23 protein-coding genes are annotated in these 23,735 nt (G+C 61.1%); 16 read left to right on the top strand and 7 right to left on the bottom strand.

Annotated elements, in window-relative coordinates:
• Positions 1–22 precede the first annotated feature (22 nt).
• On the top strand, positions 23–1,666 hold the full coding sequence (locus tag AB4Z52_RS02635) for a Na/Pi cotransporter family protein (RefSeq protein ID WP_442216330.1): 1,644 nt from the start codon (positions 23–25) through the stop codon (positions 1,664–1,666).
• Positions 1,667–1,760: 94 nt separating this feature from the next.
• Entirely contained in the window at positions 1,761–2,171 is a 411-nt protein-coding gene (locus AB4Z52_RS02630) for a VOC family protein (protein WP_442216329.1), read from the top strand.
• A 21-nt stretch (positions 2,172–2,192) separates the two neighbouring features.
• Here the strand turns inward: AB4Z52_RS02630 and AB4Z52_RS02625 are convergent, their stop codons facing one another.
• The gene (locus tag AB4Z52_RS02625) at positions 2,193–2,453 is read right to left on the bottom strand and encodes a hypothetical protein (RefSeq protein ID WP_442216328.1); all 261 of its coding nucleotides are present in this window, start codon (positions 2,451–2,453) and stop codon (positions 2,193–2,195) included.
• Between the two features lie 173 nt (positions 2,454–2,626).
• Between AB4Z52_RS02625 and hemF the strand changes: the two genes are divergently transcribed.
• The 4 genes from hemF to AB4Z52_RS02605 all read left to right on the top strand — a co-directional run bounded on the left by hemF (position 2,627) and on the right by AB4Z52_RS02605 (position 6,022).
• Positions 2,627–3,538: an oxygen-dependent coproporphyrinogen oxidase gene (gene hemF, locus AB4Z52_RS02620; protein ID WP_442216327.1), complete on the top strand. Its 912-nt coding sequence runs from the start codon at positions 2,627–2,629 to the stop codon at positions 3,536–3,538.
• Positions 3,539–3,627: 89 nt separating this feature from the next.
• The gene (locus tag AB4Z52_RS02615; protein WP_442216326.1) at positions 3,628–5,295 is read left to right on the top strand and encodes a DUF4166 domain-containing protein; all 1,668 of its coding nucleotides are present in this window, start codon (positions 3,628–3,630) and stop codon (positions 5,293–5,295) included.
• A gap of 138 nt (positions 5,296–5,433) precedes the next feature.
• Positions 5,434–5,712, top strand: a complete 279-nt coding sequence (locus tag AB4Z52_RS02610; RefSeq protein ID WP_442216325.1) for a hypothetical protein — start codon at positions 5,434–5,436, stop codon at positions 5,710–5,712.
• Between the two features lie 124 nt (positions 5,713–5,836).
• Entirely contained in the window at positions 5,837–6,022 is a 186-nt protein-coding gene (locus AB4Z52_RS02605; RefSeq protein WP_442216324.1) for a DUF1059 domain-containing protein, read from the top strand.
• Here the strand turns inward: AB4Z52_RS02605 and AB4Z52_RS02600 are convergent, their stop codons facing one another.
• The 3 genes from AB4Z52_RS02600 to AB4Z52_RS02590 are packed head-to-tail and all read right to left on the bottom strand — an operon-like array spanning position 6,023 to position 8,528.
• Positions 6,023–7,276 carry a CCA tRNA nucleotidyltransferase gene (locus AB4Z52_RS02600; RefSeq protein ID WP_442216323.1) on the bottom strand — a complete coding sequence of 418 codons (1,254 nt, stop codon included), beginning with the start codon at positions 7,274–7,276 and terminating at the stop codon, positions 6,023–6,025.
• A complete protein-coding gene (locus AB4Z52_RS02595) occupies positions 7,273–7,908 on the bottom strand; it encodes a CoA pyrophosphatase (RefSeq protein ID WP_442216322.1) in 636 nt (211 codons plus the stop codon). The genes AB4Z52_RS02600 and AB4Z52_RS02595 overlap by 4 nt, the downstream gene beginning before the upstream one ends.
• Complete coding sequence (locus tag AB4Z52_RS02590; protein ID WP_442216321.1) at positions 7,905–8,528, bottom strand: DUF1285 domain-containing protein; 624 nt, start codon at positions 8,526–8,528, stop codon at positions 7,905–7,907. Before AB4Z52_RS02590 ends, AB4Z52_RS02595 begins: the two co-directional genes overlap by 4 nt.
• Positions 8,529–8,686: 158 nt before the next feature.
• On the opposite strand from AB4Z52_RS02590, the gene AB4Z52_RS02585 reads away from it, so the two are divergent.
• The 5 genes from AB4Z52_RS02585 to AB4Z52_RS02565 all read left to right on the top strand — a co-directional run bounded on the left by AB4Z52_RS02585 (position 8,687) and on the right by AB4Z52_RS02565 (position 16,075).
• On the top strand, positions 8,687–9,700 hold the full coding sequence (locus AB4Z52_RS02585; RefSeq protein WP_442216645.1) for an AAA family ATPase: 1,014 nt from the start codon (positions 8,687–8,689) through the stop codon (positions 9,698–9,700).
• 112 nt (positions 9,701–9,812) lie between these two features.
• On the top strand, positions 9,813–10,733 hold the full coding sequence (locus tag AB4Z52_RS02580) for a DUF58 domain-containing protein (RefSeq protein ID WP_442216320.1): 921 nt from the start codon (positions 9,813–9,815) through the stop codon (positions 10,731–10,733).
• Positions 10,730–13,564, top strand: coding sequence for a DUF4159 domain-containing protein (locus AB4Z52_RS02575; RefSeq protein ID WP_442216319.1), 2,835 nt, complete (start codon positions 10,730–10,732; stop codon positions 13,562–13,564). Before AB4Z52_RS02580 ends, AB4Z52_RS02575 begins: the two co-directional genes overlap by 4 nt.
• 1 nt (position 13,565) lies before the next feature.
• Positions 13,566–15,635, top strand: a complete 2,070-nt coding sequence (locus AB4Z52_RS02570; protein ID WP_442216318.1) for a glutamine amidotransferase — start codon at positions 13,566–13,568, stop codon at positions 15,633–15,635.
• 8 nt (positions 15,636–15,643) lie between these two features.
• Entirely contained in the window at positions 15,644–16,075 is a 432-nt protein-coding gene (locus AB4Z52_RS02565; protein ID WP_442216317.1) for a GNAT family N-acetyltransferase, read from the top strand.
• 4 nt (positions 16,076–16,079) lie between these two features.
• Here the strand turns inward: AB4Z52_RS02565 and AB4Z52_RS02560 are convergent, their stop codons facing one another.
• A complete protein-coding gene (locus AB4Z52_RS02560) occupies positions 16,080–16,580 on the bottom strand; it encodes a GNAT family N-acetyltransferase (protein ID WP_442216316.1) in 501 nt (166 codons plus the stop codon).
• 285 nt (positions 16,581–16,865) lie between these two features.
• On the opposite strand from AB4Z52_RS02560, the gene AB4Z52_RS02555 reads away from it, so the two are divergent.
• Positions 16,866–17,855: a glutathione S-transferase family protein gene (locus AB4Z52_RS02555; protein ID WP_442216315.1), complete on the top strand. Its 990-nt coding sequence runs from the start codon at positions 16,866–16,868 to the stop codon at positions 17,853–17,855.
• Positions 17,856–17,858: 3 nt separating this feature from the next.
• Here the strand turns inward: AB4Z52_RS02555 and AB4Z52_RS02550 are convergent, their stop codons facing one another.
• Positions 17,859–18,350: an NUDIX domain-containing protein gene (locus tag AB4Z52_RS02550; RefSeq protein WP_442216314.1), complete on the bottom strand. Its 492-nt coding sequence runs from the start codon at positions 18,348–18,350 to the stop codon at positions 17,859–17,861.
• Positions 18,351–18,433: 83 nt separating this feature from the next.
• On the opposite strand from AB4Z52_RS02550, the gene AB4Z52_RS02545 reads away from it, so the two are divergent.
• The 4 genes from AB4Z52_RS02545 to AB4Z52_RS02530 all read left to right on the top strand — a co-directional run bounded on the left by AB4Z52_RS02545 (position 18,434) and on the right by AB4Z52_RS02530 (position 21,625).
• Positions 18,434–19,372 (top strand): metallophosphoesterase family protein, encoded by a 939-nt coding sequence (locus AB4Z52_RS02545; protein WP_442216644.1) that lies wholly within the window; start codon positions 18,434–18,436, stop codon positions 19,370–19,372.
• 110 nt (positions 19,373–19,482) lie between these two features.
• Entirely contained in the window at positions 19,483–20,043 is a 561-nt protein-coding gene (locus AB4Z52_RS02540) for a tetratricopeptide repeat protein (protein WP_442216313.1), read from the top strand.
• A gap of 236 nt (positions 20,044–20,279) precedes the next feature.
• Complete coding sequence (locus tag AB4Z52_RS02535; protein WP_442216312.1) at positions 20,280–20,795, top strand: RNA polymerase sigma factor; 516 nt, start codon at positions 20,280–20,282, stop codon at positions 20,793–20,795.
• Positions 20,796–20,797: 2 nt separating this feature from the next.
• On the top strand, positions 20,798–21,625 hold the full coding sequence (locus tag AB4Z52_RS02530; protein ID WP_442216311.1) for an anti-sigma factor family protein: 828 nt from the start codon (positions 20,798–20,800) through the stop codon (positions 21,623–21,625).
• Positions 21,626–21,707: 82 nt separating this feature from the next.
• Here AB4Z52_RS02530 and leuA read toward each other — a convergent pair whose 3' ends face one another.
• On the bottom strand, positions 21,708–23,465 hold the full coding sequence (gene leuA / locus AB4Z52_RS02525; RefSeq protein WP_442216310.1) for a 2-isopropylmalate synthase: 1,758 nt from the start codon (positions 23,463–23,465) through the stop codon (positions 21,708–21,710).
• Between the last annotated feature and the right edge of the window lie 270 nt (positions 23,466–23,735).

Raw genomic sequence — 23,735 nt, 5'->3', positions numbered from 1 at the left:
CATGAAAAGGAAAAAACAAGAAATGGGCTCAACCATCGTCATGATCAACCTGTTCGGCGCCGTGGCATTGTTGCTGTTCGGCCTTGCGCAGGTGAAAGATGGCGTTTCGCGCGCGTTCGGCGCACGACTTCGAACTGGCCTTGCAAGCGGAACCCGCAGCGCCAGCCGTTCGTTCCTCTCAGGCTTCATCGCGACGATCGCGTTGCAGAGCTCCACGGCAACCGCGCTGATGATCGCCTCCTTTGTCGAGCGCGATCTCGTGCTGCCACGCATGGCCCAGATTGTCCTGCTCGGCGCCAATGTCGGCACCGCCGTCACCGCCTGGATCGTCGCGACCGGCATCGAGTGGCTCTCCCCGCTCATCATCCTGTCAGGCATCGTCCTCTACCGCCGCTCGTCCAGCACCCAGCAGGGAGCGGGAACGGCGCTGATCGGCATCGGCCTGATGCTGCTGTCGCTGCAGCTTCTCAGCATTGCGACCGCGCCGATGCGCGAATCCCCGGCGCTCGGCGCTTTCATCGGCCTGCTCGATGGCGCCCTGCCAGTGGCACTTATTTTCTCCGCGGTCCTTGCCTTCGTCTCCTCTTCAAGCCTTGCCGTCGTCGTGTTGATCCTGTCGCTCGCTTCGACGGGCATCCTGTCGCCGGCTCTTGCCATCGTTCTTGTCCTTGGCGCCAACCTCGGCGGCGCGGTACCGCCTGTTGTCGCGACGCTTTCGGGCCCAGCCACGGCGCGCCGGGTGACGCTCGGCAATCTGATCGTGCGCGGCATCGGCTGTCTGATCGCCCTGCCGCTTGCCGGCTATGCCGGAGAATTGCTGCAAAGCCTGCCCTTGTCACCGGCAAAGCTGCCTGTCGATGCGCATCTGTTTTTCAACATCGCGCTGGCGCTTGTGGCCTGGCCCTTCTCTCCCTTGATTTCGCGGCTCATGCTGCGGCTAGTGGCAGACGATCCGAAGACAGAGGATGGCGCGAAGTTCCTCGACCAGCAGGCTCTCGGCACGCCGGTCGTGGCGCTAGCGAGCGCCACCCGCGAAGTGCTGGGCGTCGGCGATCTGATCGAGCGTATGCTGATCCGGACCGAAAACGCCTTCATCAACAACGACCTGGCACCCCTTAGAGAAATAGCCGCGCTCGAGAAGCGGGTGGACCTCATCCAGCAGGAAATAAAGATCTACCTCTCCAAGTTGGGCCGCGAGGGATTGGACGAGGAAACGGGTCGTCGATCGATCGTCATCATCGACTACGCGATCAACCTCGAGCATATCGGCGATATCATCGAGAAGGGCCTGTGCGAACAGGTGACGAAGAAGATCACCAAGGGCCTGACCTTCTCGGAAGACGGTTATGGCGAGTTGAAGAGCCTGTTCAACATGACCATTGATAACCTTCGCGTTGCCCAGACCATTCTCGTGACGCGTGATTTCAAGCTCGCTTGCCAGATGATGGAGGTTAAGGTTGATGTTCGCAGGCTGGAGAAGCAGTCGTCGGAGCGCCATCTGGAGCGCCTTCGCGACGGGCGCATGGACAGCCTGCAAACAAGCTCGCTGCATCTCGACATGCTGCGCGACCTGAAACGCATCAACGCTCACATCGTATCGGTCGCCCACCCGATCCTCGACGAAAGCGGCCTCCTGATCGAAAGCCGCCTTCGCGACGTTCCTTAAGTCGGCCAACCCTCCTTCTGACAAATATATTCTCGTCACTTTGCGGGCGCATGGTATGGTCCGATCTTGCAAGAGGACATGGGAGGAGAACACCATGCAACTGACGCCATACCTCATTTTCGACGGCGATTGCCGCCAAGCATTCGAATTCTACCAGAAGGCGATCGGCGGCGAGATCGTGATGATGATCGATCACCGTATTCCGGAAATGGCCGGCCACGTCCCGCCAGGCTGGGACGACAAGATCATGCATGCCCGGCTGGTGGCCGGCAATGCAACGCTGATGGGCTCGGACAACATGCCCGGCGCAACCGGCACGAAATATGGATTTTCCGTCTCGCTGCAGGTCGATACGCCTGCCGAAGCGGAACGCTACTTCTCGGCGTTGTCTGATGGCGGCAATATCACCATGCCGATCGGCCAAACTTTCTGGGCCTTGCGCTTCGGCATGCTGGTCGATCGTTTCGGCGTGTCCTGGATGGTTAATTGCGAAGGTCCGAGATAACCGACACGCAGCACTGCCGCATCAATCGGCAGTGGGCAGGCGCCGCATCGTGAACTCGATGCGGTCGCCATCAATCTGGCGCCAGCTCTCGACTTCCGTCCAATAGGCAGCCTTCGGAAAACTGTCGAACCACTCACGCGCCTTTGCACGGGCATCCGGCAGGCTGAGACAATAGGTCTGGCGAACGAAGTCGCCTTTTCCCGTGGCAACCTGATCCTGGCGGTACTGGTGTATTCTACGCTTCAGCCCATCGAGGGGCGGCGGTCCCGGAATTTTTGTCATGAAACCTCGCCTAAAAACCAAAGATAATATTCCCCTTTGGAATTTGCTAGTCGAATCTCCGGTGCAAAATGACAATGGTTCGGGCTGGTGGCGACGGATATCTGCTGCTAGACACGAGCTAAAGTCGAAGCCGCGCCTTGCCGTGGCTTGTTGCGCAATGCCGGAGACCATCCATGGAAAGACCGCAGCTTCCGACGGGCCTGCCTGACGACATCGAGCAGAAGAAAATCGCCGCGCGTACCTGGTTTGAGAGCCTGCGCGACACGATCTGCGCCGGCTTCGAGGCGCTGGAGGACGAACTGTCCGGCCCGCGTTCAGATCGACCGGCCGGCCGCTTCGTGGCCAAGGACTGGCTGCGGGAAAACGGCGAAGGCGGCGGCGGCCGCATGTCAACGATGCAAGGCCGCGTGTTCGAAAAGGTCGGCGTCCACACCTCGACCGTATTCGGCGAATTCTCGCCCGATTTTCGCGCACAGATACCAGGCGCGAGCCAAGACCCACGCTTTTGGGCATCGGGCATCTCGCTGATCGCCCATCCCGTCAATCCCAATGTACCCGCCGTTCACATGAACACCCGCATGGTCGTCACGACCAGCCATTGGTTTGGCGGCGGAGCCGATCTGACGCCCGTGCTCGACCGTCGCCGCACCCAGGACGATCCCGACACCGTTCTTTTTCATCACAGCATGCAGGATGCCTGCGAAAGGCACGCCGTCGCGGATTACCCGCATTATAAGAATTGGTGCGACGAATATTTTCACCTGAAGCACCGGAACGAACCACGCGGCGTCGGCGGCATCTTTTTCGACTGGCTGCACTCGGACGACAAAGCCGGCGGCTGGGAGGCGGACTTCGCCTTCGTCCGCGATGTCGGCACCGCCTTTTCCAAGGTCTATCCCTCTATCGTCCGCTCCAACTTCAATAGCCCGTGGACAGAGGCGGATCGGGATGAACAATTGGTTCGCCGCGGCCGCTATGTCGAATTTAACCTTCTCTACGACCGCGGAACGATTTTCGGCCTCAAGACAGGCGGAAACGTCGAGTCGATCCTGTCGTCACTGCCGCCCGTTGTCCGTTGGCCTTGAGGTAAAGCCCGCCGGATTGTTTACAGCTGCTGCATTCTCGGAATAATTGTCTCTGATTTCAGATTCCAAAATTTATAGAGGCTGCCATTTTGAAGATTCTTATTCTCGGTGGATATGGCGTCTTCGGTGGACGCCTGGCCGTATTGCTGTCGAATCTCGCGCAAATCGAAATTATAGTGAGTGGGCGCAGCCTGGTTCGCGCCTCGGCGTTCTGTGCCGGATATTCCGGGCTGGCGCGTGTCCGCCCGCTGCGACTCGACCGAAACGACATCGCCCGGAGCCTTGAGACCGAACGACCCGACATGGTCGTGGATGCATCCGGCCCGTTTCAGGCCTACGGAGAAAACCGTTACGGTGTCATCGAGGCCTGCATTGCCGCTGGCGTTCACTATCTGGATTTCTCGGATGCCGCCGACTTTGTCTTCGGCGTGCAGCAATTCGACGGGCAGGCGAAGCAAGCCGGCGTGTTCGCACTGTCCGGTGCAAGCAGCTTTCCGGTCCTTACAGCCGCCGTTTTGCGGGAGATGGCCAAGACCATGGACATCGTATCGGTCAAGGGCGGCATCGCTCCCTCCCCCTATGCTGGAATCGGGCTGAACGTCATGCGGGCTGTCGTCAGCTACGCCGGTGGCCCGGTAAACTTGCTGAGAAACGGCATCAAGACGCAGGCGCGGGGTCTCACGGAAAGCATGCGGTATACGATCGCAGTGCCTGGACGATTGCCGCTGCGGAACGTCCATTTCTCCCTGGTGGATGTGCCCGATCTGCAGGTCATCCCGCCCGAGCACAAGAGCCTGAGGGACATCTGGATGGGGGCCGGGCCTGTTCCGGAGATACTGCACCGAGTGCTCAACATGCTGGCTAAGATGCGCGCTACACTCGGATTGCCATCGCTGGCACCTCTGTCCGGCCTGTTCTACCGGGTTCTGAACATGATGAAGTTCGGCGAACATCGCGGCGGCATGTTCGTCTGGGCGCGTGGGATGCGGGACGGTGTGGAATTGGAGGTAAGCTGGCACGTTCTGGCCGAAGGCGATGACGGCCCCTACATCCCCTCCATGGCCATTGAAGCCATCGTTCGAAAGCATCTGGCCGGGATAACGCCGCAAGCCGGAGCACGTCCGGCAACGCGGGCGCTGGAACTGGCGGACTACGACCTGCTTTTTGAAAACCGGGCAATCTATTCAGGGTTTCGCCGGGATGGGCAGTCGGCCGACCCGCTATATCGGCAGATCCTGGGCAGCGCCTTCGACGCGTTGCCGGCGCAGGTCAAGGCGCTGCATGATACCAGGGACGCCCGCAGTTGGACCGGGCAAGCGGAGGTTTGCCGAGGGGGTGGCGTCATGGCCCGCCTTGTTGCTCGGGTCATCGGTTTTCCCGACGCTGCAGCTGAAGTTCCGGTCAGCGTTACCCTTTCTCCCGAGAACGGCGGCGAACGTTGGACCCGAAATTTTGGAGGCAGAACGTTCTCGTCGCTTCAAAAGCGCGGGACCAAGAAGAACGACTATCTGCTGGTGGAGCGCTTCGGCGCTATCGACGTCAGCCTCGCCCTCGTTGTTGAAAAGGATCGGTTGCGGCTGATCCCGCGCAGATGGTCCCTTTGGGGTATCCTATTGCCTTCGTTTCTGCTGCCGGCAGGCCATGCCACCGAAACGGAGAGAAACGGGCGTTTCTGCTTTGACGTCGAGATTGCAGCACCTCTGGTCGGGCTGATTGTCGCTTACAAAGGCACGCTGGAGCCGGGCTCAATCATGTAGCTTCACAAAGATGGGGACCAAGAGTTTCCGTTGATGGCATCTGCGACAGAATGGCGTAAAATCCAGGTCTCGGCCCTTCAAGTTTTTCCAAGGAGTACCACATAAGCATTAGCATGCTTCAATCGGAGGAGGATTGTCATGTCTATGAACAGCGGCGCCGCCGTAAGAGTAGCAGAAGCCGAAGACCATCCCCGGGCAATCGGCACCCCGGATTTCATCACCCGGCTGGCTGAAGAGTTGAAAAACAGGAGCGGCTCGGACCTTCCGCTTTCCTGCTTTATCGAGCAGGTGAAAATGCAGCTTGCGGGAAATTCGCCCGTAGATCTCGCCCGCGCAGCGTCCGAACGCGCCAAGCGGACCACGGCCGCGGACTACGAATCATCCGATTGCTTTAAGGCCTGGGCAATGCCCGAATAGCTGATGACAGCACGTCAACGCAGCCCGGCCGCCGGAGGAGGCGATGTCAGGCTCCGAACCTTTCCGACTCTATCGCGTTTCTGGAACCATAAAGGGCCGAAGCGCACAGAATGAGGAGATAGATATGCGACTGTTCGAATGTGGTACCCTCGTGCCCGGCTGCGCCTGGCATACACGCGCCGACAATGATGCGGAAGTTGTGCGCCGCGCCGTCGATCACATGAAAAATGCCCATGGCGAGACGATCATCCGCGAAAACATGGTCGACAACATCAAGGCCCGCATCCGCAACGAAGCGAGTGCCGCCTGATCAACCTGCCATTTCCTTGAGCCGGGCGAGCAAGGCCGCCCGGTCCATCGCGAAGTTCCCTGCGATCCATTGCTGCTCTATCGCAGCGAGGATTTCGCCGACGCGTGGGCCGGGTCCGATGCCGACGTTGAGTGCGTCGGTGCCGCCGATGGGAAAGGTCGGCTTCTCCCAGCACTCCAGCCTTGCCATCAATTTTCCGAGCCTCGCCGAGCGCGCCATCTCGTCGAAATCGTCTTCAGCCTTGCCGCGCGCAACGGCGAGCGCCAGCTTGAGCCTCGTGGCGATGCCATCGGTTCCATTGACGTAAAGCAGCCGATCGAGTGTCGCTTCTGAAATGTCGTCCTTGACGACAGGCGCCGTTGCGAAAGCCTGCAGCCGCAGGGCCTCCGCCTTCGACAGCCGCAGCCTTTCGGCAAGCTTCACCAGCCTTTCCGCATCAGGAGGAACGATGGCGGCAAGCCGGAGCACCGCGTCGGGCCGCCAGCCGAGCGACTGTTCGGTCGCAACCAGCGACGGAATGGCGTCGATGCCCCATTTCTCGGTCTCCGGCAGCACCTCGCTCAACACGCTGACCTGGCGCATCCATAGCAGAGCCCGCCCGGGATCCCTGGCGCCGAGAAGCTTTTTCATCTCCGACCAGACGCGCTCTGCCGACAGCGACCCCAGTGTCGAGCGGGCGGCGGCACAAGCCCTTAACCCATCGGCATCGGGCCGCCCTGACCCGTAATAGGCAAAGAAGCGGAAAAACCGCAATATCCGCAGCCGATCCTCGGCAATTCGCGTCGCGGCATCGCCAATGAAACGGACGTTCCGCTTCTCGATGTCGGCAAGTCCGCCGACAAGATCGACCACCTCGCCGTCGCGTCCCGCATAAAGCGCGTTGATCGTCAGGTCGCGTCGTTCAGCGTCGGCCTGCCAGTCGGTGCTGAAGGCGACCTCCGCATGGCGGCCGTCTGTCTCGACGTCGCGGCGAAGCGTGGTGACTTCAAATGGCTTGCCGTCGACGACGAGCGTCACGGTGCCGTGCGCGATGCCGGTCGGAACCGCCTTGATCCCGGCGGCCTCCGCGCGCTTCGTCACCGCGTTCGGCAGCAACGTCGTCGCGATGTCGATATCGGCAACGGGAATGCCCATCAGGCTGTTGCGCACCGCGCCGCCGACGACGCGTCCTTCGCCGCCATCGGCGTTCAGCAATGCTAGTACCCGCGTCAGCGCTGCGTCCTTGAACCAACCCTTGCCGGCAACCGTGGTCATGCATAAAGCCTCTCATAAAGCGTGCGGACGATGCCCGCCGTGATGCCCCATATCATCCAGTCCTCATAGGGCATGCGATAAAAATGGCGGGTGCTTCCGCGCCAGTGCATGCTGTCGCGCAGATGATGGTCCGGGTCCATCAGAAACGACAGCGGCACTTCGAAGGCGTCTTCGACCTCGGTAGGGTTCAGCCTCAGCTCGAAGCCGGGCTTGACCACAGCCAACACCGGCGTGATCCGAAACCCCGTCGCCGCGAGGTAATGCGGAAGCCGCGCCACCGGTTCGACAAAGATATCCGCAAGCCCAATCTCCTCCTGCGCCTCCCGCATGGCCGCACGCTCCGGCGACGCATCGTCGGGATCTATGGCGCCGCCTGGAAAGGCGATCTGACCGGAATGCTTGCGCATCGTCGCGGTGCGCAGCGTGAAGATGACCTTGGCGTCGTCGCCTTCGTCGACCACAGGGACCAGCACGGCAGCATCGCGAAGCGGCTGCCCCTCGACCTGAAGAATGGTCGCCGGATTGAGCAGATGGTCGCCATGTTCGCGCCAGGAAAGTTCGGCAGGCCCGCCGGTCTGGTTCATGGCGCGGCGGCGAAACTCCGAGGCCGAGTAAAGCGGGAACTCACTCATTGCGCCAGGGCATCCAGCTCTGCGGCGCGCATGATCGGAAAGACCTCGCCACCGGCGCGAACGCAGAACATGGAGACACCTTCAATTTCAAGCGTCTCCCCGCGTTCGACGAGATCATACATCACAGCGCGCGAGACAAGAGCCTCAAGCCGACCGCGAATATGCAGATAGGGTTTCAGCTCATTGTTCTCGCCATGAACGACGAAGCGAAGCGGATGCTCGGCTCCCGCCTCGACGACATCGCCGACATTGGTACGAAACGTTAACACCGGCCCGCCGTGCTGCGTGGTCGCGGTCATCTCAACGGCGACGAAAGGCGCATCGACGATGCGTACCCCAACCTTTTCCACAGGCGTGACCAGATAGGTCTTTCCGTCCTCGTCCTTGCGCAAAACCGTCGAAAAAAGGCGTACGAGCGGCGCACGACCAATCGGTGTCCCCATGTAGAACCAGGTGCCGTCGCTACGGATTTCCATGTCGATATCGCCGCAAAACGGCGGATTCCATCTCTCAACCGGCGGTAATCCGCGTTTGCCGTCACCGGTATCGCCGGCTGCTCGCAAAATGAGCGCCGCCAGGGACGCTGCATCGCTTGTCGCGCTGATCTCTTCGGCTGCCATCGTTCCGTCCCGGTTTGCACTTAACAAACAATCCTCACGAGATAGTCATTCGAAACGCGCTTGTCAGCCATCTCAACGGGGATAAATTGCTTGAGTATGGGGCAAATGTGTATGAACTGCGAATCGACAATACCGCCTTTCAGCCGCTGGAGATGCACATGGGCATGATGAATTCGACTGAAACGAGCCTGGACGACAAGGCCATCATCGCATCAGCCGAACGTGCCCTTGCAGACATCGCCTCCATTCGCGCGGAAGTCTCCAAAGTGATTTTCGGCCAGGAAAGCGTTGTCGAGAAGACGCTTCTGGCGGTTCTGGCAGGCGGCCACGCACTCCTCGTCGGCGTTCCCGGCCTTGCAAAGACCAAGCTGGTGACCACGCTCGGCGACGTCCTTGGCCTTGCCGCAAATCGCGTGCAGTTCACCCCCGACCTTATGCCCTCCGATATCCTGGGCTCCGAAGTCATGGACCAGGACGAGAACGGCCGCCGCTCCTTCCGCTTCGTCAAGGGGCCAATCTTTGCGCAGCTGCTGATGGCCGACGAAATCAATCGCGCCTCGCCGCGAACCCAATCGGCTCTGCTGCAGTCGATGCAGGAATATCACGTCACCATCGCCGGCCAGCGCTTCGACCTGCCGGCGCCATTCCATGTGCTCGCGACCCAGAACCCGCTCGAGCAGGAAGGCACCTATCCGCTGCCGGAAGCGCAGCTCGACCGCTTTCTCCTGCAGGTCGATGTCGACTATCCAGAGCTTGCCGACGAGCGAAAGATCCTTTTAGAAACCACCGGCCTCGGCGAAGTAACGCCCCACGCCGTGATCAATGCTGCCCGCCTTGTGGAAATCCAGAAACTGATCCGCCAGATGCCGGTTTCCGACAGCGTTGTCGATGCCATTCTCTCGCTGGTGCGCTCGGCCCGTCCAGGACAGGGAAATGCATCGACGGACAAGCATGTCGCCTGGGGACCGGGTCCGCGTGCCGGACAGGCTATGATGCTCTGCAGTCGTGCCCGCGCTCTCTATGAAGGACGTCTCGCCCCGTCGCTCGACGACATCCATGCGCTGGCCGAGCCGATCCTGCAGCACCGCATGGCGCTGACATTTGCCGCTCGGGCGGAAGGCATGTCGGTTCGCGATGTGATTTCGGGGCTTGTGAAGCAGGCCAGGGCATGATCGCTAAAGGTGCAAGGCGCTTTTCGGGTAAGATTGTCCTGAATGAAATAGATGGAGCAAGACGGGCTTTCGATACGTCATCTTGTTCCAGGGCGTAAGGAGAGCGTACCGCGTGGCATCCATCGGACAGATCGTCAGCCCGACATCCGGCAATGATGCCCTCTCACGCGCCCGACAGCGGGCGGCACTGGTACCGGACTGCCTGGTGGAAGCAAAGCGCATCGCCAACACGGTGATTGCCGGCTGGCACGGCCGCCGAAAGCGCGGAATCGGCGAAAATTTCTGGCAGTTCCGGCCCTATAGCGAAGGCGAAAGCCTGTCGCGCATCGATTGGCGCCGCTCGGCCCGCGACGACCATACCTACATCCGCGATCACGAATGGGAAGCTGCCCACACCATATGGCTCTGGGCCGACATGTCCCCCTCGATGATGTTCAAGTCGAGCTATGGCCATGTCTCGAAGGAGAGCCGGGCGCTGGTAGTCATGCTGGCATTGGCGGAGATCCTTGCGCGATCCGGCGAGCGCATCGGCTGCCCCGGCATCATGGAGCCGATTTCGGCCCGCAATGCCTCGGAAAGGCTGGCGACCGCGCTGATCCACACCCCGCTTATTGGCGGCCTGCCGGAAACCGGCATGATACGCGGCTGGAGCGATGTCGTGCTTATCGGCGACTTCCTCGACGATGCCGACAACGTCATGGCCCGCCTCGGGCCGCTTGCCCGTCGCGGCCTTCGCGGCCATGTCGTCGAGATCGCCGATCCAGCGGAAGAGATCTTTCCCTATAGCGGCCGCACCCAGTTCACCGATCCCGAAACCGGATCTCAGCTGGTGGCCGGGCGGGCCGAGAGCGTCCGCGACGATTATCAACGCGCCTACCTTGCCCGCCGCGACAGCCTTGGCCAGTCTCTGCGCCATCTCGGCTGGAGTTTCGTTACCCACCGCACCGACCATCTGGCGTCAGAGGCGCTCGTCGCCGTCCACATCCATCTGTCCGGCATGCCGGCAAGGGCAACGCATGGGGGCAAGCTATGAGCGCCTTCGCATTTGCCTATCCTGCCGTTCTTGCCGCCCTTGTCGCCCTGCCGGTGATCTGGTGGCTGCTGCGGCTGACGCCGCCGCATCCAAAAGCGGAGGTCTTCCCGCCGCTGAAGATCCTTGCTGCAGTGATGAAGCGCGAGGAAACGCCGGCGCAGAGCCCCTGGTGGCTGACGCTGCTGCGGATGCTTCTGGCGACCGCCGTCATTCTCGCAATCGCCGACCCGATCTTCAACCCGCGCACCAACACGCTGGCCACAGGTGGCCCTTTGGTTCTGTTCATCGACAACGGCTGGGCGAGCGCTCCCGACTGGGACCGTCGCGTGCAGACTGCCGATGCTTTGATCAGCGATGCCGATGCCGATAGCACGCCAGTCATTGTGGCGTTCACGGCCGACCAGTCCAACGACGCGGTTCCCGGCACTGCCACTGCGGCGCGCGACAAGCTCCATGCCGCAGCGCCCCGCCCGCTCGTGCCGGATCGCGACCGGGCGTTCCAATCCCTGAAAGCTGCGCTTGGCGGCACGCATCCAGGCACCCTCGCCTTCCTGTCCGACGGCATAGCTGCTGCGGCCAAGGACAAGGAGACTGACGATACAGTCCGACAGCTTTCGACACTGCAGCCTGCCGAACTCCGATTGCTGGAAGGCGACGGCAGCGAGGCGATCGCCATCACATCAGCAGCCAACGCTGCCGACGACATGACAGTGACCGCGACGCGGCTGAACAGCAATGGCCCGGCGAGACTGACGCTGAGCGCGCAGGATACGCAAGGTCGCCCGATTGCAGCCGGCATACTGAGCTTCACCTCCGGCCAGCGGGTCGCAACCGGCTCAATCACCGCTCCCTTCGAGATGCGCAACGATTTCGCCCGGATCGGCATCGACCGGCATGCAACCACGGGCGCCGTCCATCTTCTCGACGACGGCTTCAAGCGACGCCGCGTCGGGCTTCTCTCTGGCCAGGCGGCCGATGAGTTCCAGCCGCTGCTTTCGCCGCTCTATTATATTCAGCGCGCGCTGCAGCCCTATGCCGATCTCGTCCAGCCCAATGCGTCGGACCTTGCCAAGTCGATCACTGAGCTGCTCGCTGGCAATCCCTCCGTCATCATCATGGCCGATATCGGCCGCCTGCCGCAGGAGAGCTATGAGCCGCTGCAGCACTGGATCGCCAACGGCGGCACGCTGATCCGCTTTGCCGGACCGCGGCTGGCCGCAGCTCCGGCCGAAGATCCACTGGTGCCGGTCATCCTTCGTCAGGGCGAGCGGGCGCTAGGCGGCGCGCTTTCCTGGGCAGAGCCGCAGCCGCTTGCCGACTTCCCGTCCTTCGGGCCTTTTGCCGGCATGCCCAAGCCCACCAATGTGCTGGTCAAACGGCAGGTGCTGGCCGAGCCGACGCCGGACCTTGCCGAGCGAACCTGGGCAAGCCTTGCCGACGGCACGCCGCTGGTGACCGAGAAAACCGACAATGCCGGCCGCATCGTCCTCTTCCATGTCAGCGCCGAGGCGACCTGGTCGGACCTGCCAATATCAGGCGATTTCGTCGAGATGCTGCGCCGTATCGTGCAGATGTCCCGTTCCGGCGGCGTCACCTCTGCAGCAAGTGCGCCGCGCACCGCCGAGGCCCTACCGCCCTTCCGCCTGCTGACGGCAAAGGGCGTCCTAGTCAGCGAGACCGGCAACGCCCGGCCGCTGGAAACAGGAAAGAAAGGGCCGCTGTTGTCGAATTTCGATAATCCGCCCGGTCTCTATGGTTCGGAAGAAGGCTTCACCGCGCTGAACCTGTTGCCAGCCGGTGCCGAACTCAGGCCGCTCGACACTTCGGCCGCCATAGCCGTTATTCGCGAGGGGTTGATCGGCGGCAAGGCCTGGTCGGCAAAGCCGGTGCTTTTCCTCATCGCCTTCCTTCTGCTGCTGGCCGACAGTCTCCTCGTGCTCTTCATCAACGGCGCTTTCACACGTATCGCCCGACCGGCGCGCTCTACTGCAAAGACTGCGGCCGCACTTGTCATCGCCCTTGCCGTTGGCACCTTTCTTCAGCCGACCGATAGCCGCGCCGACGATACCAAACCCGGCGACGAGACGATCTACAAGGAGCTCGACAAGACGCACCTCGCCTATGTGGTTACCGGCGAGAGCGAGGTCGACCGCATCTCGGAGCGCGGTCTCGAAGGGCTCTCCGAATATCTCACCTATCGCACCACGCTCGAGCCCGGAGCACCGATCGGCGTCGACCCCGCCAAGGATGAGCTGGCGTTTTATTCGTTGATCTACTGGCCGGTATCGGCAACCGCTCCGATGCCGTCGGCCGATGCGATCAACAAGATCGACGCCTATATGCGCAGTGGCGGCACAGTGCTGTTCGACACCCGCGACGCCATAAGCTCGATCGGCGACAACGGCACGCCCAGCGCCAACGGCGAGCGGCTGCAGGCGATCCTCTCCAACCTCGATATTCCGCCGCTGGAGCCCGTGCCCTCGCATCATGTGCTGACCAAGTCGTTCTATCTGCTGTCGAGTTTCCCGGGCCGCTACACCGGCAGCCCGCTATGGATCGAGGCACATCAGGACAGCCGTCCCGGCTCCGACGCCAGGCAGGCGGCAACTTCGGACGGCGTAACGCCGATCATGATCACCGGCAACGACCTTGCAGGCGCCTGGGCCGTCGACCAGAACGGCACCCCGCTTCTGCCGACCGTGCCGCAGGACGAAACCCAGCGTGAATATGCCTACCGCACCGGCGTCAACATCATGATGTACATGCTGACCGGCAATTACAAATCCGATCAGGTCCACGTCCCGGACCTGCTTCAGCGCCTGGGACAATGATGTGACCGTCGATTTCTCGCCATTCCTCCCCTGGCCGATCATCGCCATCTTCGCGGTGATCATGCTCGGCATCGCCGCCTATGCGATCTGGCGCGGCATGCGCGGCGCGTGGATCAGGCTCATTGCCGCCGCCGCATTGCTCGTCGCACTTGCCAACCCGTTGCTGTTGCAGGAAGATCGCGATCAGCTTTCGACCATCGTTCCTGTCATTGTCGACCGCAGCCAGAGCCAGCAAACGCCGGAACGCATCAAGATGACCGAGGATGCGCTTGCTCAATTGAAGGACCGGCTGGCGCAGTGGCCGCGCATCGAGCCGCGCTTCGTCGACGCCACGGAGCCGAGCGAATCCGATACGCCTTCGACACGCCTCTTCAGCGCGATGGCCTCGGCCATCGCAGACGTTCCGCCGGCCCGGATCGGCGGTGCGATTTTCCTCACCGACGGCCAGATCCATGATATTCCCGGCCTTAACCAGGCACTCGGCTTCAACGCGCCGATCCACGGGCTGATCACCGGCAAGGCCAACGAGTTTGATCGCCGCATCGAAGTGGTCCGCGGCCCGCGTTTCGGTATCGTCAACGAGGAGCAGCAGCTCTTCTTGCGCGTCGTCGACGACGGCCCGAGCCCGGGCGGCATGGCGACGGTCACCGTCAAGCTCAATGGCGACGAGATCGCCACGCTGCAGGCGACGCCCGGCCAGGAAACGCCCTTCAGCTTCAAGGTCCCGCGCGCCGGCAACAACGTCCTCGAATTCAGCGTCGCCGAATTGCCGGGCGAAATCACCACCGCAAACGATCGCGCCGTCCACCTGATCGAGGGTATCCGCCAGAACATGCGCGTCCTCCTGGTCTCAGGTGAACCGCATGCCGGCGAGCGCGCCTGGCGCAATCTGCTGAAATCCGACGCCTCGGTCGATCTCGTCCACTTCACCATCCTGCGGCCGCCGGAAAAGCAGGACGGCACGCCGATCAACGAGCTGTCGCTCATCGCCTTCCCGACGCGCGAGCTTTTCGTCGACAAGATCAACGATTTCGACCTGATCATCTTCGACCGCTACCAGCACCGCGGCGTGCTGCCGATCCTTTATTACGACTACATCGCCCAATATGTGCAAAATGGCGGCGCGCTGCTGATCGCCGCCGGTCCCGAACATGCGGGCGAGGATTCGATCGCGCTGACGCCGCTTGCCTCCGTCCTGCCGGCAGCGCCGACCGGCCAGATGATCGAGAAACCCTTCTATCCGCGCCTCTCTGAAGAAGGCCGCAAGCATCCCGTTACCCGCGGCCTTGACGGCTCCGACCAGGAGCCACCGCATTGGGGCCGCTGGTTCCGTACCGTCGACGTCGAGCAGCCGCAGGGCCAGACGGTGATGGTCGGCGCCGACAACCACCCGCTGCTGGTGCTCAATCGCGCCGGTCAGGGTCGCGTGGCGATGCTTCTGTCCGATCAAGGCTGGCTCTGGTCCCGCGGCTTCGAGGGCGGAGGCCCGAGCGTTTCGCTCTATCGCCGCATCGCCCATTGGCTGATGAAGGAACCGGCGCTCGAGGAAGAGGCGCTGACGGCAACGGCTTCAGGCCGAACGCTGCAGATCGCCCGCCAGACGATCGGCGACGATCCCGGCAACGCCATCGTCAAATATCCCTCGGGCAAGACCGTTTCCGTGAAGCTCGCCCAAAGTGAGCCCGGTCTTTTCCGCGCCGACAAGAAGACAGACGAGATCGGCCTCTTCGAGGTCAGCAACGGCAATCTGTCGACGCTTGTCCATGTCGGCGCCGTCGACGCCCCGGAATTCAAGGCGATGATCTCGACGACTGAGACGCTGAAGCCGTTGGCGGACAAGACCAAGGGGCTCGTTGCCCGCGTCGCATCGTCCGACGGCGGTGCCACCGTTCCGGCGATCCTGCCCGTGCGCGGTGCGGTGCGCGTTGCCGACAACCAGCGCATGACCATCCGTCTGACCGACGAAACCGTGCTCAAGGGCATCAATACCTTGCCGCTATTTTCAGGCTTCGTCGGCCTTGCAGCACTGCTCCTTGCCTTTAGCGCCACATGGTGGCGTGAAGGACGGTAGGCGCAGGCATGGTCGAACTCAGCCTCACCGACAAGCCCTTCGAAAGCGACCTTGCCGCCATCAGCAGCGGCTTGACGGATTTCAATGCTGCCGATGTCGGCCCGTCGGGGAGACGGCCGCTTGCCGTTTTTATCCACGACGCGACCGGCAACGCAATCGGCGGGATGTCCGGCTATACTGGCTGGGGCTGGCTCTTCACGCAATGGCTCTTCGTGCCGGAAAGTCTGCGCGGCCAGGGCATAGCCGGCAAGATGCTCGACATGGCCGAGGCAGAAGCCATCGCGAGAGGTTGCCACGGCGCCTGGATAGACACGTTCAACCCGCAAGCGCTTCGCGCCTATCAGCGGCAGGGATATCAGGTGTTCGGCGAGCTTCCCGACTTCCCGGTCGGGCGAAGCCGGTCGTTCCTGCAAAAGCAGCTGGTCGACCCGGCGCCCTAGGCCCTCAGGCGCACCAGCCGATCGTGCCTTTCAACCGCGGATGCACATTCTCGCCAATCGGCACGACCAGCACCCGGCCGGGATCGACAGGGCCGGGAAAGGCCAAGGCGTTATAGGCGACTTTCTCGAATCCCAACGGTCCATAGTAAGGTGGATCGCCGATGAGGATGACAGCTTCCGAGCCCTTGCGCCTTGCCGCTTCCACCGCGATCCGTACGAGCTCGCGACCGATACCCTGATTCTTGTGCGATGGCCGCACCGCTAGCGGCCCAAGCAGATGGCCCCGGACCCCGCCTGCCATGACGGGCGTCATCCGCACCGAGGCGATTGTCTCGCCGTCGTCGGCGCAGACGAAGGAAAGCGAACGGTCATGCGGACCTTGCTCGCGGATGCGCGCCGCCGCACGGACGTGCCGGCCGGGACCGAATGCTTCTTCGTTGATGTGTTCAATAACAGCGTCGTGCGACGCGTCCTCGGTGAGGTAGACCAGATCGTGCTTGTGCATGAAACGTAAAAAACCATATAGACATAAGGGGATGGCTCTCGAACACGCTCGTCGAGCGTTCGGGTCATCAGCGTCGTCGCAGGCTTCTCGTTACGTTCATCAACCGGTATCCTTCAAATGTGGGAAGGCCGATAGCAGGAAAATTTTCGGCCGTCCAACTTAAAATATCCGGCCTCTGCATAAATGCCCGATCGCCTGAACGACGCACTGTTCAACTTTTGCCCCCTCGAAATCCCCGCATAAGCGCGTATTTTCCAAAACCAAGCAATTTTGAAAGGATGACACATGGGCATGTTGGTTGACGGCGCCTGGCAGGACGTCTGGTACGACACCAGGGAAACGAAAGGCCATTTCAAGCGCGCGGCCTCCCAGTTCCGCAACTGGGTGACATCGGACGGCTCTCCCGGGCCGACCGGCACTGGCGGCTTCAAGGCCGAGGCCGGCCGCTATCATCTTTACGTGGCTCTGGCCTGCCCCTGGGCGCACCGCACTCTGATATTCCGCAAACTTAAGAAGCTGGAAGACCTGATCTCGGTCTCCATCGTCGATCCGCTGATGCTGGAAAACGGCTGGGAATTCAAGGATCGCGACGGCGGCACCGTCGATCATCTTTTCGGCGCAAAAGCGCTGTGGGAAATCTACGTCAAGGCCGATCCGCATTATTCCGGCCGCGTCACTGTCCCGGTTCTCTGGGATAAGCAGACCGGCACGATCGTCAACAATGAGTCCTCCGAGATTATCCGGATGTTCAACAGCGCCTTCGATGGCCTCACCGGCTCGAAGGACGACTACTATCCAGCGGCGCTGCGTGCCGAAATCGATCCGCTGAACGACATCATCTACGACACGGTCAACAACGGCGTCTACAAATCAGGCTTCGCCACGGCGCAGGAAGCCTATGACGAGAACGTCCGCAAGCTGTTTGAAACGCTGGACGTTCTGGACGAAAGGCTGGGCAGGAACCGCTATCTCCTCGGCGATCGCATCACCGAGGCGGATTGGCGACTGTTCACGACGCTCGTGCGCTTTGACGCAGTCTATGTCGGCCACTTCAAGTGCAACATCCGCCGCATCGAGGACTACGGGAACTTGTCAGCTTATCTCAGAGACCTGTATCAGACGCATGGCGTGCGCGAGACCGTGAACCTTCATCACATCAAGGATCACTATTACCGCAGCCACAAGACGATCAACCCGACAGGTGTCGTTCCGCTCGGCCCCGACCTCGACCTCGATCGCCCGCACGATCGCGACAATGTGAAGGCTGCAGCCTGACGGCTACCAATAGTGGGAGCGCGCAACGTCGCCCTCCATTTCTTTCAATCGGCGGATCGTCGCCTTGGAGGTGTCTTCCGGTAGCGCGTCGAGGGGAAAAAACCCGCATTCGACGATCTCCCAGTCGCCTTTGCGCGGTGCCGTCTGTTCGACCGTGACGCGATAGAAGACGACATGATCGCGATTGCTGGCCGCCTTGTTCAAATAGACATGGATGAGTTCCGGCCGGGCCGTCATGCGCAGGTTGCCCTCCTCGCGAAGTTCCTTTTCCAGCGCCTGCAGCACCGTTTCGTGGCGCTCGACGCCGCCGCCCGGCATATACCAGCCGGGCATATAGGAATGCCTGACCAGAAAGAGCCGCCCCTCCTTGTCGAAGCAGGCAGCGCGAACACCCATGGTCATGCCTCGGGCCAGTGCGAAATATACATGGACGAGGCGGCCGAACAGCTTCGCTTTCCAGCCGATGGCTTCAGGCGGCGGCGGTTGATCGCTCATCCAGTGGCTCCGATCGCGATTGCAGCCGAATTGAAGAGATCGAAACTTTTTGCTGTCACCAAGACCTGACAGAACTGTTTGATCTGACAATGGACTGGTCTATGTCTCTTCTCATGTTCAAGCTCGCGCATATTTCCGACATTCATCTCGGACCCCTTCCACGACTTTCGATTCGCGAACTCGCTTCGAAACGCATCACAGGATTTGTGAACTGGCATCGGAACAGGAGCAAGCACCTTTTCGGCGGCACGCTCGACATCCTGCTCGAAGATCTCAAGGAAAGAGGCCCCGACCACCTGGCGATCACGGGCGATCTGGTCAATCTGGCAAGCACGATCGAGATCCGCACGGCGGCGGAATGGCTGCGGACCGTCGGCGACCCGGCTTTCACTTCGGTCGTTCCCGGCAACCACGACGCCTATGTGCCCGGCGCCTACGAGAAATCGATGCGGGCCTGGTATCCTTACGTCCGCGGCGACCTCTCCCCGCCGGAGTGGGAAGAGGACCGGCACGTCTTCCCCTATCTGAGGGTCCGCGATCGGGTCGCCCTGATCGGCTGCTCCACGGCAGTGGCGACCCTCCCCTTTTCCGCCAGCGGCTTCTACAGTTCCCGCCAGGCGCGCGAGACCGTCAATATGTTGCGGGCGGCGGGCGAGGCCGGCCTTTTCCGCGTGCTGATGATCCATCATCCGCCTATCCGCAGCGCCACGTCCTTTCACAAGCGCATGATCGGCATTCGCCGTTTCGGCGCCGTGGTCTCCACCGGTGGTGCCGAGCTTGTGCTTCATGGACACACACATTTGAACACGGTCAAGTGGCTGCGCGGCCAGACTTCTCCGGTGCCGGTCGTCGGCATAGCCTCGGCGTCGCAAGGACCAGGCGGAATGAAGCCGCGCGCGGCGTATAATTACTTTACCATTTCCGGCTCGCCGGGGGCCTGGGAACTCAAGGGAGAGCGCTTCAGCCTCAATCAGCTGGGCGACGGCGTATCAGCTGAGGGAGCAAACATTTTCGGCCCGTGAAGAACGACGTTTATCCCTGCACTTATGCGTTCAACCAGCCTCGGCGCCATGGCGTTTGTGCCTATCTCGGACTATAATGAAAATGGTCTAATCTTGGAGGTGAATCGAGCATGGTCGTCGCATTAAAGGGTTCTTTCACGGCCGTGTTTGCGGCGGGTTTTCTCTTCGCTGCCGGGCTTCCAGCCTTCGCGGCAGGAACGCAGACCGACGACACCGCCCCACCCCCAAAAACCGAAACGACGACAAAATGCACTGACGGCAAGGTCTGGGACAAGGACAAGAAGGAATGCGTCGCGCCAAAGAAGAGCAGCTTCAACGACGACCAGCTTTTCCAGGCGGCACGCGAATTCGCCTATGCCGGCCAATATGAAAACGCCATCAAGGTTCTGCATCTCGCCCAGAACCAGGACGACCCGCGCATCCTGAATTATCTTGGCTATGCCAACCGCAAGGCCGGCCGGATGCAGCTTGGTATGAACTATTACCACAGAGCCCTGCAGAAGGACGAGAACTACATCCTCGCCCGTTCCTACATGGGCCAGGCCCTGCTTCAACAGGGCGACGAACAGGCGGCGCGCGTCCAATTGGTGGAAATTCGCGACCGTGGTGGCGAAGGAACTTGGGCCTACCGCTCGCTGTTGCAATCCCTCGACGGCTACCGGAAATATTGACCAGGCAGCCTCAATGTCGGTCGTCGGCGAATGATCAGGTGGACGTTTAACGCCGGTATTACCGATTTTTGGAGGGTTGCGAAGCGACAAGAAAATGGTTCATACCAAGAGAGAACATCTTTTCGCGTCGACCCCCCTGTCACGGCGAGTTACTTCCTCCCCGTCAAGACAAGACCGCCGCGGCAAGATCAGATTTCGTCCACGCCCGCTCGCCGCCAACATCCTTTGGAAAGACAATGCCCGCCCCGCTCGCAGCTCTTGATATCCGACGTGATCTTGTAGGCCTCCTGCCGAAGTTGCGTCGTTTTGCTGTGACGCTGACGGGGGATCTCGCAGAAGCCGACGAGCTGGTGCAGAATGTCTGCCATCGCGGCATCACCAAGATCCATCTCTGGAACAACGAGGGCCGGCTTGAAATCTGGCTCTATACCATCGCCCGACAGCAATTGGCCGATGAAGCCCGTCGGAACAAGCAGCGGGTGGCCGCGGCAAAAGCGATGGCAGCTGAACATCGCGAACCGGCCATGCATGCGCAGACGAGTTCGGTGGAAGCCAACGAGGGCCACCAGACAGTCATCTCGCTTCCCGAGGGTCTGGGCTCGGTCTTCCTGCTGGTGGATATCGAGCACCACAGCTACAAGCAGGCCGCCGATATCCTGGGAATTCCGCTATCGACCGTTGCATCGCGGCTTGTCAGCGCTCGCCAGCATCTGGCTGCCATCGGCGACAGCCGTTCTCTACGAAAGTTCTGAGTTTGCACGACATGAAGAAAACGCCTTTGGAAGCGCGCCTCTCAGCCTATATGGACGGCGAGATAAGCCGCGAAGAGAAAGAGGAACTGGAGCGCCTTCTGAGCAGCGACCCCGAAACGCGCAGGGTCTATGAAACACTGAGGCATGGCTCCGATGTCGGGCGCAAGGCATTTGACGAAGTCCTCAAGGAGCCCGTTCCGCTGGCTTTGGTGCGTGCGATCAAGAGTGCGCAGCCGCCGAAGGTTCGCGAAACGCCGCGTTTCACACCCCCTTCGCTCAAGCTTGCGCCGACCGGGCGGCAGGCGCTTGCGGCAGCGCTGATCCTGTTCTTCATCGGCGGCGGCATTGGCTATTTCTACGGTGCAGCGCCTGGCAGCCTCCCCGCAGCTCAGATCGCGCAGACGCCGGCGCATGGTTGGCTCGACGACATTGCGGCTTCCCACAGGATATATGCGCACCAACGGCATCTGGCGGAACTGCCGTCAACCCAGGTCGTCGAAATCGTCCAATGGCTTAGCGGCAGTGTCGGCGTGAAGTTCAACATCCCCGACCTGACTTCCGTCGGTCTTTCCTTCCAAGGGGCGCGATTGCTCGTTGCAGCAGGCAAGCCGGCCGGGCAATTGATCTACAAGAATGCAGACGGCGACGTCATCGCAGTCTGCTTCCTCAAGGATAATGTGACGAACGACAGCAATGACTTCAACGAGGTCATCAAGGATGATGTCGGCGTCGTTACCTGGCACAGGGACGGCACCGCCTACGCCGTGGTCGGGCCATCGGCAGACGCAACGCTCAACGACATCGCCGGCCGGGTATCGAGCGCAATCTGAAAACCCACGTATAAAATAGAAATGGCAGCGCTTGAGACGCTGCCATTATCCTTTTAGACTTTCCAGACGGACAGCAGCTGTCCTAAGTCTTGGCCTTCAGCTCGAGTACCCGGTTTGCAGCCGAGACGATCGCTTCGAGGGAAGCGGCAACGATGTTCGTGTTGACGCCGGCGCCGAACAGTTTTCCGCCTGGATGGGAGGTCTCGACATAGGAGATCGCCGCTGCGTTCGACCCATGCTGCAGCGAGTGTTCCGAATAGTCCTCGACGGACATTTCAATGCCAAGATAGGCCGACAACGCATTGATGAATCCATCGATCGGCCCGTTGCCCTTGCCCTCGATATGCATGAGCTCACCGTTGTCGGTGATTTCGGCGGCGATGATGCGTTGGCCCTTCTGTTCCGGGTCGGCGAAGGTGTGATGGTCAACGAAGCGGAGGCGAGCGTCCGGCTGCGCGACATAGACCTCCATGAAGCGGTCGTAGATCCGCCGCGACGGCAATTCCTTGCCCTCGACATCGGTAATCCGCTGGATTTCCTCGCGAAACTCCACCTGCAGATTTCGCGGCAGGTTTAGCCCGTAGTCCTGCTGCAGGATGTAGGCAATGCCGCCCTTGCCGGACTGTGAGTTGATGCGGATGATCGCCTCGTAGCTGCGCCCGACGTCCCGCGGATCGATTGGCAAGTAGGGAACTTCCCAGACCGAGGTATTGGCGATCTTGCTCGCCTTCATTCCCTTGTTGATCGCATCCTGGTGCGAGCCGGAGAAGGCCGTGTAGACCAGTTCGCCGACGTAAGGATGACGCTCGGCAATCGTCATCTGGTTGGAATATTCGTAGACTTCCTTAATCCGCTCGATGTCGGAGCAATCGATGCCCGGATCGACGCCTTGCGTGAACATGTTCAGCGCCATGGTGACGACATCGACGTTCCCTGTGCGCTCGCCATTGCCGAACAACGTTCCCTCGACGCGGTCGGCGCCGGCCAAAAGCGCCAGCTCGGCAGCGGCGATGCCCGTGCCGCGGTCGTTATGCGGATGCAGCGAGATGATCAGGTTTTCGCGATTGTCGAGATTGCGGCACATCCATTCGATCTGGTCGGCATAGATGTTCGGTGTCGCCATTTCGACAGTTGAGGGCAGATTGATGATCAGCTTATTGTCGGCAGTCGGCTTCACCACCTCGATCACGGCGTTGCAGATTTCCAGCGCCACTTCCAGTTCCGTGCCCGTGAAGCTCTCGGGCGAATATTCGAAGCGATAGCCACCACCGGCCTTCGCCGCCATATCGGTGATCATCTTGGCCGCATCGACGGCGATCTGCTTGATGCCGTGGACATCCTTGGCAAACACCACGCGCCGCTGCAATTCGCTGGTCGAATTGTAGAAATGCACAATCGGTCGGGTCGCGCCCTCCAGAGACTCGAACGTGCGCGTGATCAGCTCGGGGCGGCACTGCACCAACACCTGCAGCGACACGTCGTCGGGAACATTCCCCTCTTCGACACACCAGCGGGCAAAATCGAAATCCGTCTGCGAGGCCGATGGAAACCCGATCTCGATTTCCTTAAAACCCATTTCCAAAAGCAGCTGGAACATCCGTGCCTTGCGATCATGGCCCATGGGGTCGACCAGCGCCTGGTTGCCGTCGCGCAGGTCCACCGAGCACCAGACGGGAGCGTTCGTGAGCGTCTTCGACGGCCACGTACGATCGGGAATGTTCACCTGCGGATAGGCGCGATACTTGATCGCAGCCTCGGACATGCCTTTGAACCGGGAGTTGCCAGCCTGCGGTTTCGTGGCGGGGGCGTTCGTGGCGGGGGAATGGTTTTTCGCGTCCATTGTCTCTTCCTCTTGCCGTCGATTGTCCGCCTAATAGCCGATCGGATCCGGCTTGGCGATGACAAAAGCGGCTTTGAATACGGGCCTTGGGATATTTCGGAGAACTAGATCGAGGAGCAGTTGCCGGGCGGGCTGGTCGGCCGCCGGGCGCTCCTCAAAGAACCCGGCAACCGCGTGTAAGGCCGAGGAGAAGAAGCGAGGTGAAGGCACGCGAATTGTCACGCAGCGCAATGCGGCCGCGGACGATCTGTTCGGAAACTTGGGTGCCTA

This window comes from Rhizobium sp. 2YAF20 (genome assembly GCF_052114685.1).
Lineage (GTDB): Bacteria > Pseudomonadota > Alphaproteobacteria > Rhizobiales > Rhizobiaceae > Rhizobium.
Note: the sequence above shows the minus strand (reverse complement) of the source record. Positions and strands in the feature narration are given on the sequence as shown.

What these genes read in the sequence shown, in the direction of transcription:
- AB4Z52_RS02635 (WP_442216330.1), top strand. Translation starts at nt 23, where the DNA reads ATGGGCTCAACCATCGTCATGATCAACCTGTTCGGCGCCGTGGCATTG.
- AB4Z52_RS02630 (WP_442216329.1), top strand. Translation starts at nt 1,761, where the DNA reads ATGCAACTGACGCCATACCTCATTTTCGACGGCGATTGCCGCCAAGCA.
- AB4Z52_RS02625 (WP_442216328.1), bottom strand. Translation starts at nt 2,453, where the DNA reads ATGACAAAAATTCCGGGACCGCCGCCCCTCGATGGGCTGAAGCGTAGA.
- hemF (WP_442216327.1), top strand. Translation starts at nt 2,627, where the DNA reads ATGGAAAGACCGCAGCTTCCGACGGGCCTGCCTGACGACATCGAGCAG.
- AB4Z52_RS02610 (WP_442216325.1), top strand. Translation starts at nt 5,434, where the DNA reads ATGTCTATGAACAGCGGCGCCGCCGTAAGAGTAGCAGAAGCCGAAGAC.
- AB4Z52_RS02605 (WP_442216324.1), top strand. Translation starts at nt 5,837, where the DNA reads ATGCGACTGTTCGAATGTGGTACCCTCGTGCCCGGCTGCGCCTGGCAT.
- AB4Z52_RS02600 (WP_442216323.1), bottom strand. Translation starts at nt 7,276, where the DNA reads ATGACCACGGTTGCCGGCAAGGGTTGGTTCAAGGACGCAGCGCTGACG.
- AB4Z52_RS02595 (WP_442216322.1), bottom strand. Translation starts at nt 7,908, where the DNA reads ATGAGTGAGTTCCCGCTTTACTCGGCCTCGGAGTTTCGCCGCCGCGCC.
- AB4Z52_RS02590 (WP_442216321.1), bottom strand. Translation starts at nt 8,528, where the DNA reads ATGGCAGCCGAAGAGATCAGCGCGACAAGCGATGCAGCGTCCCTGGCG.
- AB4Z52_RS02585 (WP_442216645.1), top strand. Translation starts at nt 8,687, where the DNA reads ATGGGCATGATGAATTCGACTGAAACGAGCCTGGACGACAAGGCCATC.
- AB4Z52_RS02575 (WP_442216319.1), top strand. Translation starts at nt 10,730, where the DNA reads ATGAGCGCCTTCGCATTTGCCTATCCTGCCGTTCTTGCCGCCCTTGTC.
- AB4Z52_RS02565 (WP_442216317.1), top strand. Translation starts at nt 15,644, where the DNA reads ATGGTCGAACTCAGCCTCACCGACAAGCCCTTCGAAAGCGACCTTGCC.
- AB4Z52_RS02560 (WP_442216316.1), bottom strand. Translation starts at nt 16,580, where the DNA reads ATGCACAAGCACGATCTGGTCTACCTCACCGAGGACGCGTCGCACGAC.
- AB4Z52_RS02555 (WP_442216315.1), top strand. Translation starts at nt 16,866, where the DNA reads ATGGGCATGTTGGTTGACGGCGCCTGGCAGGACGTCTGGTACGACACC.
- AB4Z52_RS02550 (WP_442216314.1), bottom strand. Translation starts at nt 18,350, where the DNA reads ATGAGCGATCAACCGCCGCCGCCTGAAGCCATCGGCTGGAAAGCGAAG.
- AB4Z52_RS02540 (WP_442216313.1), top strand. Translation starts at nt 19,483, where the DNA reads ATGGTCGTCGCATTAAAGGGTTCTTTCACGGCCGTGTTTGCGGCGGGT.
- AB4Z52_RS02535 (WP_442216312.1), top strand. Translation starts at nt 20,280, where the DNA reads ATGCCCGCCCCGCTCGCAGCTCTTGATATCCGACGTGATCTTGTAGGC.
- leuA (WP_442216310.1), bottom strand. Translation starts at nt 23,465, where the DNA reads ATGGACGCGAAAAACCATTCCCCCGCCACGAACGCCCCCGCCACGAAA.